Annotated in this window: 15 protein-coding genes and 1 pseudogene; 8 read left to right on the forward strand and 8 right to left on the reverse strand. The window is 65.6% G+C overall.

What is annotated here, in order from left to right:
* The 4 genes and pseudogenes from ACI3K3_RS13455 to ACI3K3_RS13470 all read left to right on the forward strand — a co-directional run.
* Positions 1-172 (forward strand): annotated as a pseudogene (locus tag ACI3K3_RS13455) (heme ABC transporter permease CcmB); the annotation flags it as partial.
* Between the two features lie 291 nt (positions 173-463).
* Entirely contained in the window at positions 464-1606 is a 1143-nt protein-coding gene (locus ACI3K3_RS13460; protein WP_404914460.1) for a sulfotransferase family protein, read from the forward strand.
* A 29-nt stretch (positions 1607-1635) separates the two neighbouring features.
* Positions 1636-2259: a carboxymuconolactone decarboxylase family protein gene (locus ACI3K3_RS13465; RefSeq protein WP_404914462.1), complete on the forward strand. Its 624-nt coding sequence runs from the start codon at positions 1636-1638 to the stop codon at positions 2257-2259.
* A 421-nt stretch (positions 2260-2680) separates the two neighbouring features.
* On the forward strand, positions 2681-3127 hold the full coding sequence (locus ACI3K3_RS13470) for a hypothetical protein (protein ID WP_132261730.1): 447 nt from the start codon (positions 2681-2683) through the stop codon (positions 3125-3127).
* A 43-nt stretch (positions 3128-3170) separates the two neighbouring features.
* Here ACI3K3_RS13470 and ACI3K3_RS13475 read toward each other — a convergent pair whose 3' ends face one another.
* Positions 3171-4331, reverse strand: coding sequence for an isovaleryl-CoA dehydrogenase (locus tag ACI3K3_RS13475; RefSeq protein WP_404914464.1), 1161 nt, complete (start codon positions 4329-4331; stop codon positions 3171-3173).
* Positions 4332-4479: 148 nt separating this feature from the next.
* Between ACI3K3_RS13475 and ACI3K3_RS13480 the strand changes: the two genes are divergently transcribed.
* From ACI3K3_RS13480 to ACI3K3_RS13490, 3 genes are all read left to right on the forward strand, one after another.
* Complete coding sequence (locus ACI3K3_RS13480; protein ID WP_404914467.1) at positions 4480-5403, forward strand: LysR family transcriptional regulator; 924 nt, start codon at positions 4480-4482, stop codon at positions 5401-5403.
* A gap of 247 nt (positions 5404-5650) precedes the next feature.
* Positions 5651-6571 carry a LysR family transcriptional regulator gene (locus tag ACI3K3_RS13485; protein ID WP_404914469.1) on the forward strand — a complete coding sequence of 307 codons (921 nt, stop codon included), beginning with the start codon at positions 5651-5653 and terminating at the stop codon, positions 6569-6571.
* Positions 6572-6685: 114 nt separating this feature from the next.
* The gene (locus ACI3K3_RS13490; RefSeq protein WP_404914471.1) at positions 6686-7219 is read left to right on the forward strand and encodes a phosphoribosyltransferase; all 534 of its coding nucleotides are present in this window, start codon (positions 6686-6688) and stop codon (positions 7217-7219) included.
* Between the two features lie 174 nt (positions 7220-7393).
* Here ACI3K3_RS13490 and ACI3K3_RS13495 read toward each other — a convergent pair whose 3' ends face one another.
* The 7 genes from ACI3K3_RS13495 to ACI3K3_RS13525 all read right to left on the reverse strand — a co-directional run bounded on the left by ACI3K3_RS13495 (position 7394) and on the right by ACI3K3_RS13525 (position 16483).
* On the reverse strand, positions 7394-7945 hold the full coding sequence (locus ACI3K3_RS13495; RefSeq protein WP_404914566.1) for a DUF4269 domain-containing protein: 552 nt from the start codon (positions 7943-7945) through the stop codon (positions 7394-7396).
* Positions 7942-8958 carry an adenosine deaminase gene (locus tag ACI3K3_RS13500; protein ID WP_404914473.1) on the reverse strand — a complete coding sequence of 339 codons (1017 nt, stop codon included), beginning with the start codon at positions 8956-8958 and terminating at the stop codon, positions 7942-7944. Before ACI3K3_RS13500 ends, ACI3K3_RS13495 begins: the two co-directional genes overlap by 4 nt.
* Positions 8955-10241: a guanine deaminase gene (gene guaD, locus ACI3K3_RS13505; protein ID WP_404914475.1), complete on the reverse strand. Its 1287-nt coding sequence runs from the start codon at positions 10239-10241 to the stop codon at positions 8955-8957. The genes ACI3K3_RS13500 and guaD overlap by 4 nt, the downstream gene beginning before the upstream one ends.
* A gap of 49 nt (positions 10242-10290) precedes the next feature.
* Positions 10291-11649: an NCS2 family permease gene (locus ACI3K3_RS13510; RefSeq protein WP_404914477.1), complete on the reverse strand. Its 1359-nt coding sequence runs from the start codon at positions 11647-11649 to the stop codon at positions 10291-10293.
* An 82-nt stretch (positions 11650-11731) separates the two neighbouring features.
* Positions 11732-12988 (reverse strand): spinster family MFS transporter, encoded by a 1257-nt coding sequence (locus tag ACI3K3_RS13515; RefSeq protein ID WP_404914479.1) that lies wholly within the window; start codon positions 12986-12988, stop codon positions 11732-11734.
* A 118-nt stretch (positions 12989-13106) separates the two neighbouring features.
* Positions 13107-13988, reverse strand: a complete 882-nt coding sequence (locus tag ACI3K3_RS13520; protein ID WP_404914481.1) for an alpha/beta fold hydrolase — start codon at positions 13986-13988, stop codon at positions 13107-13109.
* A 77-nt stretch (positions 13989-14065) separates the two neighbouring features.
* Positions 14066-16483 (reverse strand): TonB-dependent receptor, encoded by a 2418-nt coding sequence (locus tag ACI3K3_RS13525; RefSeq protein WP_404914483.1) that lies wholly within the window; start codon positions 16481-16483, stop codon positions 14066-14068.
* Between the two features lie 111 nt (positions 16484-16594).
* On the opposite strand from ACI3K3_RS13525, the gene ACI3K3_RS13530 reads away from it, so the two are divergent.
* Complete coding sequence (locus tag ACI3K3_RS13530) at positions 16595-17254, forward strand: TetR/AcrR family transcriptional regulator (RefSeq protein WP_404914485.1); 660 nt, start codon at positions 16595-16597, stop codon at positions 17252-17254.
* Positions 17255-17303: the final 49 nt, after the last annotated feature.

Here is a 17303-nt window from a genome sequence, read left to right on the forward strand (position 1 = left end):
GCGGGCGGGCCTGCTGGTCATTCCGATGGCCGTGCCGGTGCTCGTGTTCGGCGCCGGAAGCCTCGGCAGCGGGGGCGAAAGCGGGCTGGCGCTCACCGCTGCGGCGAGCCTGATCCTGCTTGCCATCGCCCCTTTCGCAGGCGGCGCGGCGGTCCGCGCAGCGAGAGGGTGAACTCGCGGGATTCTCGATCCCGGCGACGAAGAATGGGGTAGCCTGACGATATACGTCGTCCCGGACTTGATCCGGGACCGCTGGCCGGGAACAGCCCAACCCTCAGCAAGGCGCGGACCGGCAAGGTTGCGCCTAAAGAACTGGCAGCGGTCCCGGATCAAGTCCGGGACGACGTTTCAGGTGAGGCCCATTGCCCCCTTCATCGCCACGGCGGTTGGCGCAGCCGCGCCCCACCTCGCATAGTACCAACCCGATCCGGCCGGAAACGAGCCGGACGCCGGGGAGAGCGTCATGCAGGGTTATCGCCAACTGATCAACCGAGCCAGAAGCGAGACCGGCCTCGACGACTTCGGCGGTGATTCGTTTCGGGAAGGCCTCGAAATCCTGGTCGATTCGCTCGGGCGCGAGGCGCGGCTCAATGCACGGGGCGAGAGCGCGCTGGCGGAACGGATCGTGCTGCATCTCAGGCAAAGGCTGGAAATCGAGGACTGGTACAGGCGCCATCCGGAGATCGCGGAGGAGGAAATCCGCCAGCCGCTGTTCGGGGTCAGCCTGCCGCGCACCGGCTCTTCCGCACTCTCGTTCCTGCTCGCGAGCGATCCGGCGATCCGCTACCTCCGCGTCTGGGAGAGCAGCCGCCCCTCCCCGCCGCCCGGCACGGTCGCAGGGCCGGATCCGCGCCGGGGCGTCTCGGCCAGCAGCGCCGACGAAAGCCTCAAGGGCGGACACCGCACCCCCACCGGGATCGACGGCGCGATGGAATGCCAGGACCTCATGGCGCTCGATTTCAAAAGCCAGATCTTCCAGGCCTTCGCCCAGGTTCCCCGCTATTCCGACTGGCTGCTCCAGGCCGACCTTGCGGAGACCTACGCCTACCAGAAGCGCGTGCTGAAACTGCTTCAGTGGCGCCAGCCTACCCGGCCCTGGCGGCTCAAGGCGCCAAGCCACATGCTCTATCTGGACGCGCTGGTTTCCGCGTTTCCCGACGCCCGCTTCGTGATGACGCACCGCGATCCCAGCGAGGTGATCCTGTCGGTCGCCACCGTCTATGCCGACATCGTCGGCAAGTTCACCGACGCCATGGACCACGCCTATCTCGGCGATCTCAACCTGCGCATCTGGTCCGAGGCGATGCGCCGCGCCATCGCCTTCCGCGATGCGGGGAACGACCATCGGTTCCACGATATCCACTTCCGCGCCATGCACCGCGATCCGCTGGGGCAGGTGCGCGAACTCTATGCCTGGCTCGGCGAGTCGGTTTCTCCCGAATTCGCACGGGCGATGGCCGAGTGGTGGGCCGCGAACGAGGGCGGCGAGCGGCTGGCCAAGCCGGATCCCGCCCGGTTCGGCCTCGATCTCGCAAACGTGCGTGGGATGTTCGGGGACTATCTGGCCCGCATGGACCGCTGGGCGCCGTCCAGCGAAGCCGCATGACCCATTTACAGAAAAGCAGGTGATGACAGATGAGCGAAATAACCAGCGGCCCGGTGCAGTTCGACGCCGCGGCGCGAGAAGCGCAGACGATAGCGGGGGGCCCGCGCTATGCGCCGCTGCGCCTCGATGAAGTGAGCCCCGAGGGTCAGGAGCAGGTCGATGCGATTCGCGCCGCTTTCCAGATCCCCGAGAGCCGCCCCTTCCCCGATGTCAGCCTTATCACCCTGCGTCATCCCGGCATGTTCAAGGGCCAGATGGTGCTGGGTATCGAACTGGCGGCGAAGGGAGCGATCCCCGGCCGCGAACGGGAATTGATGATCCTGCGCCTGGCGCTTCTGGCAAGGGCGCCGTTCGAATGGTGCGAACATGTGGATATCGGCAAGGTCTTCGGCATCGGCAGCGAAGAGATCGATCGGGTTATCGCCGGTTCTTCCGCTCCTGGCTGGACCGACCACGAATCGGCCATGCTGCGCGCGGTCGAGGAACTCGTCGCGGATCACTGCATCAGCGATTCGACCTGGGATATCCTGGCGCGCACCTGGGATGAGAAGCAGATGCTCGAAGTTCCCATGCTGATCGGCGCCTATCTGATGACGGCGATGCAGCAGAATTCCCTGAAAATTCAACCGAAGGGCGGCTTCGATTATCGCTGATCCCGATCTGCGCGATTCGCCCGACGACATGCGCGGCGATTCGTCGGACTGAAAGCCGCTGATTCGTTTCCGAATCGAAAAGCCGCCGCCCCACGGGACCGGCGGCTTTTTGCTGCCTAGATATCACCCGTTTTCCTGCACGTTTCATCGGCGCCCTCAGCCGCCCCGCTTGTGGAAAAACCGGGCAAAAGCCGCGGATAACTGCGGCATAACTGGCGGAAATGCGGGGGAAAAAGTGGGCCGGGGCGGTTTCTCGCGCATAGCGTGAAATCGCCCCGGCCCAGTCGACAGGAAGGGCAGGACGGCGCCCCATGACAAGCGCCGGCCCTAGGTCCTTGGTGCAGACTTGACGGGCAAGACAAGCTGCGTAGACATAGCTAATGATAATCATTCTCAAATACAAGCCCATGGAGAACCAGGCATGTATCAGTACGTCGATCGCCCGCTGAATTCGCTCGACGAGGGCTGCCGTTTCCTCGTCTGGTCCATGCGCGCCTGGGTCACGACGCTGGCACGCCGGCAGTGCCCCGCCCAGGCTCTGGCACCCGCTTTCGCCAAGTGGCGGATGATCGGTGGCCTGCAACCTTTCCACCGCGCCATGCTGCTGTTCAACCGCGATGCGCTGGAGACTTTCGCCTTCTGCCCGATGGCATGCAGCCACGTATCGGAGCATGAAGCGGTGATTCTCGAACTCATCACCTCGCTGCGCGATCGCGGCCCCCAGCAGACGCGCGCCACGCTCGAACTGGTGGTCTCGGAAGACAGCGTGGGCGATGTGCTGGAAACGCTGTCCAAGCTAGGCGCGGCTATGGCGATCGCGGGAATCTTTCCTGGCGAGCCGGTCGAAGCGAAAAACCAGCGGCATTGAAAGATCGGCAGGGTCCGGGGGTAACCCCGGAACCCTCTTTCCTTCAGGCTCCGATCAGTTCGCGTCCGATCAGCATACGCCGGATTTCGTTCGTGCCCGCGCCGATATCCAGCAGCTTGGCATCGCGCAGATAGCGCTCGACCGGCCAGTCCCGGGTGTAACCGGCGCCGCCCAGCGCCTGCACGGCCTCTCCGGCGACGCGGAAGGCATTCTCGCTGGCCAGCAGGATCGCACCCGCCGCGTCGAAGCGGGTCGTACGCCCGGCATCACAAGCCCGCGCCACGGCATAGACATAGGCGCGGGCGGATTGCAGCGCCACGTACATGTCCGCCACTTTGGCCTGGATGAGCTGGAACGTGCCGATCGCCGCGCCGAACTGACGACGCTCGCGCACATAGGGGATCACGGTATCGAGGCAGGCCTGCATGATGCCGATCTGAAGCCCGGCGAGCACCACCCGCTCGTAGTCCAGCCCGCTCATCAGCACTTTCACGCCGCCGTTGAGCGGCCCCATCATGTTCTCCTCCGGCACGAAGCAATCGTCGAACACGAGTTCGCAGGTCGGCGAACCGCGCATGCCCATCTTGTCGATCTTCTGGCCGATCGAGAATCCCGGCATGTCCTTTTCGACGAGAAAGGCCGTGATGCCCTTCGAACCGGCCTCGGCATCGGTTCGGGCATAGACCACCAGCACGTCCGCACAGGCGCCGTTGGTGATCCAGAACTTGGTGCCGTTCAGCCGGAACCCACCCGCTACCGCTTCGGCCCGCAACTTCATGCCGACGACATCGGACCCTGCCCCCGCCTCCGACATGGCAAGGCTGCCGACGTGCTCGCCGGAAATCAGCCCGGGCAGATACTTGTCTTTCTGCGCGGCGCTGCCCCAGCGGCGGATCTGGTTGACGCAGAGATTGGAGTGGGCGCCGTAGGACAGTCCGACCGATGCCGAAGCCCGGCTAACCTCCTCCACTGCAATGACATGTTCTAGGTAGCCCAGCCCGATGCCGCCCCATTCCTCTTCCACGGTGATCCCATGCAGGCCGAGATCGCCCATCGCCGGCCAGAGTTCGCGCGGGAACCAGTCTTCCGCGTCCACTTTCGCGGCGATCGGCGCGATCTGTTCGTCGGCAAAGCGCGCGACGCTTTCGCGGATCATCTCGGCCGATTCGCCCAGCGCGAAGTCGAAGTCGGGGGTTGCCTTCATGCCCTTGCTCCCATTCTCTGTTGAACTGGCCCGCAGTTTCACCGGGTCGACAGCCGCTGCCCGGCCGTCCGTTCTTGATCCGCAAGGTAGTGCCCCCGTGTTCTTCAAACAAATTGAAACTTCCATCGCCATTGGATAAATTTTTCCAATGATAAAGCGCGCGCATGTTCGCCATTTCCTGGCCGTGGCCGATTCCGGCAGCTTCAAGCAGGCGGCGGCGCGGCTGCATGTCACCCAGCCCACGGTGTCCACCAGTATCGGCGAACTGGAGCGCCTGGTGGGTTCGCCGCTGTTCGTCCGCGATCGTCGCCATGTGCGGCTGACCGAAACCGGCGGCGCCTTCCTGCCCATCGCGCGCGACCTCGAAGCAGGCTTCCGCCGCGCCGACCAGTTCGGACGGCCGATGCCCGAGCAATGGCCCGGACTGAAGCTGGGCGTGATCCCGACCGTTTCCGGACCGATGCTGGAGCGGATCGCTCACGAACTGGCGCGGGATTTCGGGATCGAGCTGGTGGAAGGGCCGGACCGGGACTTGCGCGGGCAATTGGCGAGCGGGAAGATCCAGCTGGCGCTCACCCTGCTCGACGAGACTGAGGGCGACGACCAGGACGAGGCAGCCAGCCGTGTCCATCCCCTGCTGGACGAGCCTTACGTCCTGGTCATGCCGGAGAGCCACCGCTTCGCAAATGCTGCCGAAGTTGCGCCGCAGGACATCGCCGGCGATATCATGATCGCGCGGCGCTCCTGCGAGGTGCTGCAAAGAACCAGCCGGTTCTTCACGGATGCCGGCGTGCGACCGCGCTTTGCCTTGCGCAGCGAGAACGAGGACCGCTGCATGCGCATGGTATCGGCCGGGCTGGGAATTACGGTGGCGCCGCTGTCGCTGGCTCCGGCGAGGACGGCAACCGCCGATATCGTCGGATATGGACTGCGCCGCCGCCTGGGTCTGGTTCGGGGCCCGGCCTTTCCGGAAGAAACGGCGGAACGACTGACGGCGACGCTGGAGATCGTCACCGCCAGCCTTCCCTCCCTGGCCCTTCGGTCAGGCCATGTCCTTCCTAACCTGCCCTGAACCCCGACCTTTTTCCGCGAGTGGGGGCGCCCTTGCACAGGGTGTCCCTTTTTACTCCCGATGCAGGAAGTGCGCCCCCAACCGCCGCGCGGTCACGCGCCGGTCCGGCCCCGTTGGGAGGAGAGGCCGGACCGTCACGGTCGCACGTTTCGGTGTTGCCGTATGGGTAAAGAGATGACAGGTAACGATCAAACGCAATGAATATGACACGGCGTTGCAAAAATTAGCGCAGGTGGAATGATCCGAAATGCCCGCATTTTCGCGTTTCCTTCGTTATTTCATGGCGGTCGGCCGTCTCGGCTCGATCCGGAAGGCGGCCGACGAGCTCAACGTCTCTGCCTCCGCGATCGACCGGCAGATCCTTAACGTCGAGGCGGAACTCGGGCTGCCGCTGTTCGAACGCCTGCCCACCGGACTGCGACTAACCGCAGCGGGCGAGATGATGATGGCTTCCGGCGTCCAGTGGCAGCGGGGGATGACCAGCCTTCGCGGCCGGATGGAGGACTTGCGGGGGCTCAAGCGCGGCCATGTCGATATCGCCGTGATCGACGCGCTCGCCACGGGCCATATTCCCGCCGCGCTCTACGCGATCCAGGAGCGCTACCCCGGCATAACCCTGGGCGTGAAAGTGCTGGGCAACGATGCCGTTCGCCGCGCCGTGACCGATGGGGAAGTGGATTTCGGCATCCTGTTCGAGCCCCAATCCTATCGCGATCTCTCCGTGCGCGCCTTCACCGAAGTCGTGCTGGGCTTCGTTACTCCGCCCGGGCATCCCCTGGCCCACCTGCAAGAGGCACGCTTCTCTCGTTGCGTCGGGGAACCGATGATCGTTCCGGCCAGACCGCTGGCCGGCTACCAGCAGATCGCCGTGCTGGAAGGCGCGACGGACATTTCGCTCGACCGCAGGGTGAGTTCCGATAATATCCGGATGATAACCTCGCTGATCCTGCAAGGCGCCGGCGTGGGCGTGCTGACTTCGCTGGACGTGCAGACCGAGGTGCAGCGCGGCATCCTGGCCTTCACCCGCATTTCCGATTCGCTGCTGAGACCGATGACCCTCGCCCTCTGCACCGCTTCCGCGCGCGCGCCGTCCCACGCGGCTGCCCTCGTGCTGGGCGAGTTCGAGAATGGCTTTGCGGCACTTGGCCATTTCGCTTCAAAGACTTAGCCGACGTTCTGAAACCATCGAACCGGATCGGCGCATTCCCACGATTGCGGATTTCGCAAGAACGCGGTAACCGGGGCAGCTTCCTCCCCAGATTGCCGTCAGGATATGCTGCAAATGAGTGAAGCTTCCGAGCCTCAGCTCCACTTTCTCGAATATTACGAAGATTTCCTCGCCAAAGTGCGCCAGCTTTCCCGGCAGGTGCAGCAGGGCGCGTGGAAGCCGGATTTCATCATCGGCCTCGGTCGCGGCGGACTGGTCCCGGCGGTCTATATCTCGCACCAGCTATCGCTGCCGATGCTGTCGATCGATCATTCCTCCAAGATCCCCGGTTTCGCCGACGAGCTTCTGGCGAAAGTCGCCACGATGAGCGCCGAAGGCACGCGCATGCTGTTCGTGGACGACATCAACGATACCGGCGGCACCATCGAATATATCCGCGGCCAGCTCACCGAGAGCGGCTGCGACCATGGTAACCTGCGGTTCGCGGTGGTGATCAACAACAAGAGCTCCAAGGTCGAGGTCGACGTCTGGGCGGATGTGATCGACCGCGCGGAGGACAAGCGCTGGTTCGTGTTCCCATGGGAGTCGGTCGGCACGCGCGACAGCATCGTCGAGGAAGCGCTTTCGGTGCCGGAACGGCTGGCCTGAAGTAAGGGAAGAAGCAGGGGAGCATAGCCCCCCTGCACCCCCAGGAATGTCGATGTCACGCGGACCGACCGCGTCCTGCACCCATGGCGGCGTCGGAAGACAAACTGGCTGCGCCGCAGGGAGCGCGCATTGGATCGGTCGCGCACAAGGTCGACATTCCGAGGGTCTGGGGGATCATCCCCCAGGACTTCCTTTCACCTTCAAGACCTCCAACAACCCGGCATCATCCAGCTCCGCCAAATCAAGCATCGCCCGATAGGGATCACCCTTCAGCCCCAGCACCCACGCGAAGGCTGGCTCCGTCTTGGCACCTTGCCGCCGCGCGTTCATGACGGCCTCGCGCAAATCCTCGCCGCCCAACCGCAGCAGGCGCTTCTCTACCGAGAAATGCCGCCAGCCATCCTGCTCCCGCACCGGCCGCGCCTCCCCGAATATCTCGAACGGCACACCCGCCACGGAGAAGCTCGCGATCACCGGACGATCCGCCTTCTGCCCCAGTCCCTGCCACTGCCACTGCCACATCGCAAAGCCATCGAAGTCCCCACATCCTGCCCACAAGGCAGCAGCAAACGCATCGGCATCGGGGGCATGGCAGAGCACGTCGATATCGCTGCCGGGAACCGCGAGACCCAGCGGAAACGTCCCGGCGACGCGCGGATCGAAACGGGCGAGCCGCCGAAGAACGCCGCTGGCGTCCAGTGCCGCGCGCCAGTCGGGCCCGTTCAGCGATGCGTCTCCAGATAGGCATCCAGTCGATCGAGATGATCCGCCACGGCCTCGGCGGGCAGGAACGAGCCGGTGAAGCTGTTTCGCGCCAAAGTCGCCAGCGCATCCCGGCCAAGGCTCCGTGCCGAAGCGACGGCGCGATAGTTGTCCGCCACGTAGCCTCCGAAATAAGCCGGATCGTCGGAGTTGATCGTGGCCTTCAGGCCGTGCGCCAGCATGGCGTCGATGGGATGATCGGCCAGGTCGTCCACGACGCAGAGCTTATGGTTCGAAAGCGGACAGACGGTCAGCGTCATCTCCTCTCGCACCAGCCGTTCGACGAGCGCGGGGTCTTCCAGCGCGCGGTTGCCGTGGTCAATCCGGTGGACGCCGAGGAGGTCGAGCGCCTGGTGGACATATTCCGGCGGTCCTTCTTCTCCGGCATGGGCGGTGATGCGCAGGCCCTTTTCGCGCGCGGCGGCGAAGACGCGGGCGAATTTCTCCGGCGGATGCCCCACTTCCGACGAATCAAGCCCCACCGCCGCGATCCGGTCCAGCCACGGCTCGGCATCCGCGAGCGTGGCGAAGGCGGCCTGTTCCGGAAGGTGGCGCAGGAAAGAGAGGATCAGGCTGCTGGAGATGCCGTGCTCTGCCTGTGCGGCCTCCATCGCGGAAAGCAGGCCTTCGATCACTTCCGCGAACGGCACGCCGCGATCGGTATGGGTCTGGGGATCGAACATGAGTTCGGCATGGACCACTCCGTCCTCCGCCGCCCGCGCGAAATAGGCGGCGGCGAGGTCGTGGAAGTCCTGACGCTTCAGCAACACGTTGGCGCCCGCGTAGTAGATGTCCAGGAAGTCCTGGAGACTGGAGAAATCGTAGGCCGCGCGCACGTCTTCCACGGTAGCGAAGGGGATCGAAACGCCGTTGCGCTCCGCCAGTGCGAACATGAGTTCCGGCTCCAGGCTGCCCTCGATGTGAAGATGAAGCTCGGCCTTGGGAAGCCCGGCGATGAAGGTGTCGAGGTCGGTCATTTCATGTCCCTGTTCCAGGCGCAGCGGCCCAGCAGATAAGTGCGCGCCACGGCGCGGTCGTCCCCCAGCACCTGCAACGCAAAGAGGCGTTCCGCAAGATCGGCGTGGCGCGTCCTTCGCGCGAGAAGTGGCGTGGCCTGTGGATCGAGCACCAGGAAGTCGGCCTCCTGCCCCGGTTCCAGGCTACCCACACGGTCGCCGATGTGAAGCAGGTCGGCGCTACCGGCAGTCGCCAGCCAGAGCGCGCGGAAGGGATCCAGCGTAGTCCCCTTCGCCTGCGCCGCCTGATAGGCCAGGCCCTGGGTATGGAGCAACGAGAACGTCGTCCCCGCCCCGATGTCGGTCCCCAGGCCAAGGCGCAGGCCGTGCCGCTCTGCCTGTGCGAAATCGAAGCAGCCGGAGCCGAGAAACAGGTTGGAACTGGGGCACACCGCAATGCCCGCTCCGCTCTGCCCGAGACGCCCGCAGGCTCGATCGGGCAGGTGGATTCCATGCGCGAAGATCGATCGGTTGGTCACGAGGCCGAAGCGGTCGTAGACGTCGAGGTAGTCCGCCGCCTCGGGGAAGCGCGCCGCCACTTCCCCGCATTCGCGCAAGTTCTCGGCAAGGTGGGTGTGCATCAGGACATCGGGATGTTCGGCCAGCAGCACGCCCGCGTCCGCCAGTTGCGCATCCGAGGATGCCAGCGCGAAGCGGGGCGTGATCGCGTAGCCGAGCCGTCCGACACTACGCCAGCGCCGGATCAGCGCCTCGCTCTGCTCACGGCCGGAAGCCACCGTGTCTTTCAGGCCGTCCGGCCCCAGGTCCATCAGTACCTTGCCCGAGATGAGCCGCATGTCCCGGTGCAGGGCGGCCTCGAACAGAGCATCGACCGATTGAGCGTGGACCGTGGGGTAGACGAGCGCGCTGGTGGTGCCGTTCCGCAGCAGTTCGTCCAGGAAGAACGTGGCCACCGCATCGGCATGGGCCTTGTCTACGAAGGCCTTTTCCGCAGGGAAGATGTGCCGCTCCAGCCAGTCGAGCAGCTGCTCTCCATGCGCGGCGATGCGGTCGGTCTGCGGGTAGTGGACGTGGGCATCGACGAAGCCCGGCACGACGAGACCCGGCAGCGTCTCCACCGGAACCTGCGCGTATCGGCCGGACAGTTCGGCATAAGGCCCCCGCGCCGCGACCACGCCGTCCTCGATCACCAGCAACCCGTCGGGCTCATGCCGCACGGCTTCGGGATCGGTGCCGGGATCACGGGAGATGGAGAGGATTTCGGCGCGGAAGGCTTGGATCATCCATGCACCCTAAAGGGATGCCGATGCGAAGGCGAGTGCCGGGTGCCGCTCAGCCGCCGGCCAGCCAGGCGAAGCGGGCAACGAAGATCAGCGCCAGCACCAGCAGGAACCAGTCCTTCCGCGTGATCGTACCGCGCACCAGCTTGAGCAGGGCATGGGCGGTGATGCCGAAGGCAAGCCCGTTGGCGATCGAGAAGGTGAAGGGGATCATCGCCACGGTCAGGAACGCCGGGATCGCCGCCAGCGGGTCTTCCCACTGCACCTCGGCCAGCGGCAGCAGCATGAGGCCGCCGACCACGATCAAGGCCGGAGCCGTGGCCGCCAGCGGAATGACCTGCGCGTAAGGGGCCACGAACAGCGTGGCGAGGAACAGCAGCCCGGTCACCACCGCAGTCAACCCGGTGCGACCGCCTGCCTGCACCCCCGCCGCGCTTTCGACATAACTGGTGACCGTGCTCGTCCCCGCCATGGAGCCGACGATGGTGGCGGCGGCGTCCGTCACCAGGATGCGGTTGAGACGGGGAATCCTGCCCTCCGCGTCGATCAGTCCGGCGCGCTTAGTGACCGCGACGAGAGTGCCGATATTGTCGAACAGATCGACGAACAGGAACACGAAGAGGATCTCGAACAGTCCCAGCCCATGGCTGCCCGAAAGGCCGAACACGCCCGCAAGGTCCAGCTTGAAGGCGGTACCCGTCAGCGCATCCAGCGAATAGGGCTCGGGATGCACCGATACGAGGCCGCAGAGCCATCCCAGCGCGGTCGTGGCAAGGATGCCGATCAGCATCGCGCCGCGCACGTTCCACACGGAGAGCCCGCCGATCAGCACCAACCCGAACAGCGCCAGCGCGGCGCCGGGCGCCTTCAGGTTGCCGAGGCCGACGATGGTTGCCGGGTCGGCCACGACGATGCCCGCGCTCTTCAGCCCCACGAAGCCGATGAACAGACCGATGCCGCCTGCCACGGCCGCGAACAGGTATTGCGGTATCGACGAAATGATCAGCTGGCGCACGCCGGTAACGGTCAGTGCCAGGAAAGCCACGCCGGACAGGAACACGCAGCCCAGTGCCACCGGCCAGGGAACGCCCATCTGCTGGACGACGGTGAAGCTGAAATAGGCGTTAAGCCCCATGCCCGGCGCCAGCGCGAGCGGGACATTGGCGACGAGGCCCATCAGGATCGAGGCGAAGGCGGCCGCGAAACATGTGGCCGCCGCCACCGATGCCACCGGCATGCCCGCGGCGCCGAGGATCGCCGGGTTCACCAGCACGATATAGGCCATCGTCAGGAAGGTGGTCGTGCCCGCCAGCACCTCGGTGCGAACATCGGTGCCGCGCGCGCTCAGGGCGAAGCGGCGTTCCAGCAGACCTGCGCCGATGGAATCGGCGGACGGATTGTCACTGTGCATCGGCCGGCCGCCCTTTTTGATCCCGCGCGATCCGGCGCGACGACCATCATGCCCGTGCGCGAAGAGGCCGACAAGTCGCCTGTCAGGTCTCCGCCACCCACTCCCGGCGCAAGGCCGGTCCGGCCAGGCTCATCAGCAGCGCGGCCAGCAAGTAGAGCCCCAGGGCGAACAGCATGGAGAAGCGCAGGGACTCGGTGCCGTAGAACGGGGAAAGCGCTTTCGACAGCGCCCCCAGGGCATAGATGCCGCCGCCGAGCCCGATCAGGTTGTTGATGAGCAGGAACAAGGCCGATGCCGTCGCGCGGGCCGGTGGGGCGACGAGGTGCTGGATCGCGCTCGTGACCGGGCCCAGCCAGACGTAGGCGAGCGCCTGCGGCAGCAGGAACAGCAGGAAGGCCAGCGGCACGTTGGAGGTCCATATGCCGCCGGCGAAAAGCGGAACGGCGACGACGTAGGCCAGCGCGGGAACCCGTCCGTACCAGGCGCGGTCGGCTTTGCCGAGGCGGTCCGCCAAGAGGCCGCCCATGAGCACGCCCACCGTCCCGCCGATCAGCAGCACCGCGCCGATGAACCACGATGTCTCGACGAGATCGAGGCCGAAGCTGCGCTGGAGCAGGCTCGGCAACCAGAAGGCAAGGCCGTAGCCCAGCATCGAACTGGAGGCGGCGCCGAAACTCAGCAGCCAGAACGCGCGCTTGCCGGCCAGCAGCGCCGCAACTTCGCGGAAACGGACCGCGGGGGCGGTCGTAATGGGGCGGGGCTTATCCCTGACCACCAGCTTGAACAGCGGCGCGATCAGCAATCCGGCAAGGCCCACGGCGACGAAGGCCGCGCGCCAGTCCACGCGCGCGGCGACATAGCCGCCCGCCAGCACGCCCGCCGCCGAGCCGAGCGGAATGCCCAGCGAGTAGACGGAAAGCGCGAATGCGCGCCGCTCGCTGGGGAAATGGTCGCCGATCACGGCATAGGACGGCGCCACGCCGCCCGCCTCTCCCACCCCGACGCCCAGCCGGGCGAGGAAAATGTGCCAGAACCCCGTCGCCGCGCCGCAAAGCGCGGTGAACAGGCTCCAGACCACCAGCGAGACGGTGATGACCCAGGAACGGCTGGTCCGGTCCGCCAGCCAGGCGAGAGGCACGCCGAGCGTGGAATAGAGGATCGCGAAAGCCAGCCCGCCCAGCATCCCCATCTGCGCGTCGTCGAGCCCAAGCTCCTGCTGGATCGGCGCGGCCAGGATCGCGAGGATCTGGCGGTCCACGAAATTGAAGATGTAGACCAGCAGCAGCATTGCCAGCACCAGCCTGGGTGAAGCGCTGCGGGCTGTGTTTTCGTGGCTCATCGCGTTAATCTCTTTCGTCGTCCCGGACTTGATCCGGGACCGCTGGCGGTCTTTAGGCAGGCGGGAGCAGCAGAGCACCTTGCCGAGAAGTGGGCTGTTCACCGACAGCGGTCCCGGATCAAGTCCGGGACGACGGTATGTGTTCGCGCAGGAACGCCGAGATCGCGCCCAGCGCGGGCAGTTCGTCCAAAAGCGGCGCATGGCCCACGCGGGGCACCTCCACGGCTGCGAAGGCGCCCGAATGGCGCGCCGCCATCTCCCGCACGGTCTCGACGGAAAGGAGGTCGGACAAGGCTCCACGCACGACCAGCACCGGCGCCGCATCGAGCAAGTCCCACAAGGGCCAGAGGTCGGCCGGCACCGTCTGCGGCGCGTCCCCGTCGATGCTTTTCGCGATCGCCGGATCGTAAGCGAAGGAAATGGTGCCATCGGCGTTCTCCCGGCAGGTCCGCCGCGCGAAGGCCAACCACTCGGCATCTCCGAAGTCCGGGAATGCCGCCGCGTTGATCGCCTGGCACCGCGCAGCGGCGTCCCGCCAGCTGGCCATCGTCGCTCCCGGCCCGACATAGCCCTGGATGCGCTCCAGCCCCGCCGGATCGAGCACCGGGCCGATGTCGTTGAACACGAAGCCGCTGGCGAGGTCGGCCCTGAGCGCGTTCATCACCATAGCCATGAGCCCGCCCATCGAGGTTCCGATCAGGCAGGCCCGCGCAATGCCCAGGCCGTCCAGCAAGGCCAGCATGTCCTGCGCGTAGACATCGGGTCGGTACTGCGTGGGGTCGGGGTCCCAGGCGGACAGTCCCCGTCCCCGCTGGTCCGGCACAAGGAGCCGATAACGCCCGGCGAGATGCGCCGCGAGCGGTTCGAAATCGGCGGCGTTGCGGGTGAGCCCATGCATCATCAGCAGCACCGGCGCCCCGGCCTCCCGCGCCGGATATTCGCGCGCGGACAGGTCCAGCCTCCCGCAGGCGCTGCGATAGCTATGGAGGCGATATTCCATGGCGGGTATTGTCCTTTCGCCGCTAGACGGGCGGTTGATGGGCCTCGCCTTCCCCCGGCGAAGCCCATCCGGCGTGATCAGAATTCCAGCGTGCCGGTGACGAAGACCTGACGCGGATTGCCGTAAAACGCGGTCAGCGTACCCTCCTTGCCGAGCGTCGGGATCAATCCGCCGCTGGGACTGCGCAGGATCTCACCCGTCACCGGATCAGCTCCGATGAAGGTATAGCCGGAGGTCTTGTATTCCTTGTTGAGGATGTTCTTGCCGTGGACGCCCAGGCTCCAGCGGCCGCCCGGCGCGGTGTAGACCAGGCTGGCGTCGAGCAGGGCATAGGCCTTCTGGTCGATGTAGGGGTTGGGCACTTCGAACTGATAGGTCTTGCTGCGGTAGGACAGCGTGGTGTTGAACGAGACATCGCCCTCGCCCACCGGCGTGTTGTAGGACAGCGTCGCGCTGCCATTCCATTTCGGGGTGTTCTGCACCTTGCGGAAATCGGCCACGTCCACCGGTCCCTGCCCCGGAATCTGGGTGATGTATTCCTTGTAGCGGGCGTTGATATAGCCCAGCGATCCCGAGAGGTTCACGCGGTCCCCGGATGTGGCAAGGTTCTGCGCAAGGCGCGCATTGGCCTCGAACTCCACGCCGTCGATCTTGACCTTGCCGGCATTGGTGATGACGCCGCAGAAGCTGGGGACGCCGGCGATAGTGCAGCCCGACGATCCGGGGATCTGCACGTCCTTGTAGTCCATGTGGAAGGCCGCCAGCGCCACGTAGAGCCCGCCGTCGAACAGGTTGCCCTTGTAGCCGATCTCGTAGCTATCGACCGTTTCCGGATCGAAGCTGAGGTAATCGGCCACCTCGCTGTCTTCGCGAATGCCGTCTCCGTTGAGGTCGGGCGCGTTGACGCCGACACCGCGCGGGTCGAAGCCGCCGCCCTTGAAGCCTTGCGAGAAGCTGGCGTAAAGGTTGTGATCCGGCGTCGGCTTGAAGCTCAGCGAGGCGCGCGGCGTGAACTTCTTGAACACCGCCTTGCCAGAGAAGTCCGTGCTCGGCGCGCCCGACGGCACGCCCTGGCCGCCGAATACCGGCGAACCGCCGCCGAGATAGTTCTGGCGCAGGATCTGCGCCTTGCGCTCGTCCCAGGTATAGCGGCCACCCACCGCCAGGCTGAGCTGCTCGGTGAAGTCGAAAGTGAAATCTCCGAAGATCGCCCAGGTGCTGGTGTCCACGTCGGCCTGGGTGAAGGCGGTGAGGCCGTTGACGGCGGTAAAGAGGCGCACGTCGAAGGCCGTGTCGGCCTTGGCGCCCAGATAGTAGGCCCCGATCATGCCCTGGAGCCAGCTGCCGTTGTCATAGAGTAGCTGGAATTCCTGGCTGACCTGCTCGTTGTTGTAGAAGGCCGGCACATCGACATCGACGGCGGGCAGCGCGTCGAAATCGATAGGCGATGCGCTCTTGTCCTTGCGCCAGGCGCTGATCGAGCGGAACGTCAGGGCGTCCGTTAGCTCGGCGCTGGCATTGATCGCGAAGCCATAGGCCTTCACGTCCTGCCGGGGGTCGATGAGGCCGCCCTGGCTGTCGAACACGTCGTCCAGCACCGGCGTGCCGGAGACCATGCCGGGGATCAGGCGGTGGCCGCCGCGCGTGTTCGACTTGTCCCGCGTGTAGTCGCCGGAGATGCGGATCAGCGCCGGCTGGCCATTGCCGCCGATCTCCACGGTGCCGCGCCCGGCCCAGATGTCCTTGTTGTAGTTGTCCTCGCCGGTGGTCAGGTTCTTGCCGAATCCCCCGCGCGACAGGCGCGCCACCGAGCCGCCGACGCGCAGAAGGTCGCTGATCGGGGTGGAGACGGTCAGCACGCCGTCGGCCTGGTCGTAAGTGCCGTAAGTGCCGCGCAGCTTGAGCGCGAAATGATCGGGCAGTTCGCGGGTAACGTATTTCACGGCGCCGCCGATGGTATTGCGGCCGTAGAGCGTACCCTGCGGGCCGCGCAGCACCTCGATGCGCTCCACGTCGTAGATGTCGAGCACGGCGGCCTGCGGGCGGTTCAGATAGACGTCGTCAAGATAGATGCCCACGCCCTGTTCGAAGCCCGATACCGGATCCTGCTGGCCGATGCCGCGAATGAAGGCGGAGAGCGTGGAGTTGGTCCCACGCGAGACTTCCAGCGTGACGTTGGGCGTGGACTGGGCGATGTCAGTGATGTCAAGAGCGCCGGACTTGGCGAGCTGGTCGCCGCTGAAGCTGGTGACGGCGATCGGCACGTCCACCAGGCGCTCCTCGCGGCGGCGGGCGGTGACGACGATCTCGCCGGTGCTCACCTCCTCGTTCGCGGACGGTTGAGACGCGGTCGACGGCGACGATCCGCCCTGCTGCTCCTGCGCGAAAGCCGGTGCCGAGGCGCCGATAATTCCGGCCCCGAAGGCCGCCGCCAGCGCAAGACAGCTTACGCCCCTGCCACCGATACCCATGCTGCGAAAACGCGCCTTCTGCATCAGATACTCCCATCACACTCTTCTGGTGTTGCCCCTCAATTATCGAAACATGAACCACCTTTCAATATTGAAGGTTTGCCACGGCACCGATCTGGGTCTAGCTGTGACTTTGTGACCACAGACGACGCGCCTCATCAGGGAAAGCCGCAGGAACCGGCGATTTCGGCTAAAGTGCCGCGCACGGAGCGCGGACGGCGCACCTTGCGCAAGCTGCTCGACGCCGCCGCCATCGAATTCGGGGAGAACGGTTTCCACGAGGCCTCGATCACCGGGATCACCCGGCGCGCCGGCACCGCGCTCGGCAGCTTCTACACCTACTTCGATTCCAAGGACGAAATCTTCCGCGCGCTGGTGGACGACCTCAGCGGCAAAGTGCGCGAGGCCGCGCGCGAGGCTCTTCGCGAGCCCCTTCCCGCGCTGGAAACCGAACAGGCCGCACTCGCCGCGTTCCTGCGCTTCGCCCGCGAGCACAAGGAAATTTACCGCATCATCGACGAGTGCGAATTCGTCGATCCGGCCAGCTTTCGCATCCACTACGAATCGACCGCGCGCCGCATCCGCGAACGCCTTGCGGAAGGCGCCCGCAAAGGCGAGTTGCGCGAGGGATTGGGCGAGGCCCATGCCTGGGCGATCATGGGCATGAACGTGTTCCTGGGCCTGCGCTACGCCGTCTGGTCGAACGAGGGGACGCCCGAGAGCCTTGCCGAACTGGCGAATTCCATCCTGCGCGAAGGCATTGCCGTGCGGGACGGGGATGGGGACAAGGACTGACCTCTCTCCCTCCACTCGTCATCCTGAACCAAGTTCAGGATGACGAGTG

This window comes from Novosphingobium sp. ZW T3_23, assembly GCF_044987305.1.
Taxonomy (GTDB): Bacteria; Pseudomonadota; Alphaproteobacteria; order Sphingomonadales; family Sphingomonadaceae; genus Novosphingobium.

Excerpts from the sequence above, each read along its gene's own strand:
- ACI3K3_RS13460 (WP_404914460.1), top strand. The coding sequence starts at position 464 with ATGCAGGGTTATCGCCAACTGATCAACCGAGCCAGAAGCGAGACCGGC.
- ACI3K3_RS13465 (WP_404914462.1), top strand. The coding sequence starts at position 1,636 with ATGAGCGAAATAACCAGCGGCCCGGTGCAGTTCGACGCCGCGGCGCGA.
- ACI3K3_RS13470 (WP_132261730.1), top strand. The coding sequence starts at position 2,681 with ATGTATCAGTACGTCGATCGCCCGCTGAATTCGCTCGACGAGGGCTGC.
- ACI3K3_RS13475 (WP_404914464.1), bottom strand. The coding sequence starts at position 4,331 with ATGAAGGCAACCCCCGACTTCGACTTCGCGCTGGGCGAATCGGCCGAG.
- ACI3K3_RS13480 (WP_404914467.1), top strand. The coding sequence starts at position 4,480 with ATGATAAAGCGCGCGCATGTTCGCCATTTCCTGGCCGTGGCCGATTCC.
- ACI3K3_RS13485 (WP_404914469.1), top strand. The coding sequence starts at position 5,651 with ATGCCCGCATTTTCGCGTTTCCTTCGTTATTTCATGGCGGTCGGCCGT.
- ACI3K3_RS13490 (WP_404914471.1), top strand. The coding sequence starts at position 6,686 with ATGAGTGAAGCTTCCGAGCCTCAGCTCCACTTTCTCGAATATTACGAA.
- ACI3K3_RS13500 (WP_404914473.1), bottom strand. The coding sequence starts at position 8,958 with ATGACCGACCTCGACACCTTCATCGCCGGGCTTCCCAAGGCCGAGCTT.
- guaD (WP_404914475.1), bottom strand. The coding sequence starts at position 10,241 with ATGATCCAAGCCTTCCGCGCCGAAATCCTCTCCATCTCCCGTGATCCC.
- ACI3K3_RS13510 (WP_404914477.1), bottom strand. The coding sequence starts at position 11,649 with ATGCACAGTGACAATCCGTCCGCCGATTCCATCGGCGCAGGTCTGCTG.
- ACI3K3_RS13515 (WP_404914479.1), bottom strand. The coding sequence starts at position 12,988 with ATGAGCCACGAAAACACAGCCCGCAGCGCTTCACCCAGGCTGGTGCTG.
- ACI3K3_RS13520 (WP_404914481.1), bottom strand. The coding sequence starts at position 13,988 with ATGGAATATCGCCTCCATAGCTATCGCAGCGCCTGCGGGAGGCTGGAC.
- ACI3K3_RS13525 (WP_404914483.1), bottom strand. The coding sequence starts at position 16,483 with ATGCAGAAGGCGCGTTTTCGCAGCATGGGTATCGGTGGCAGGGGCGTA.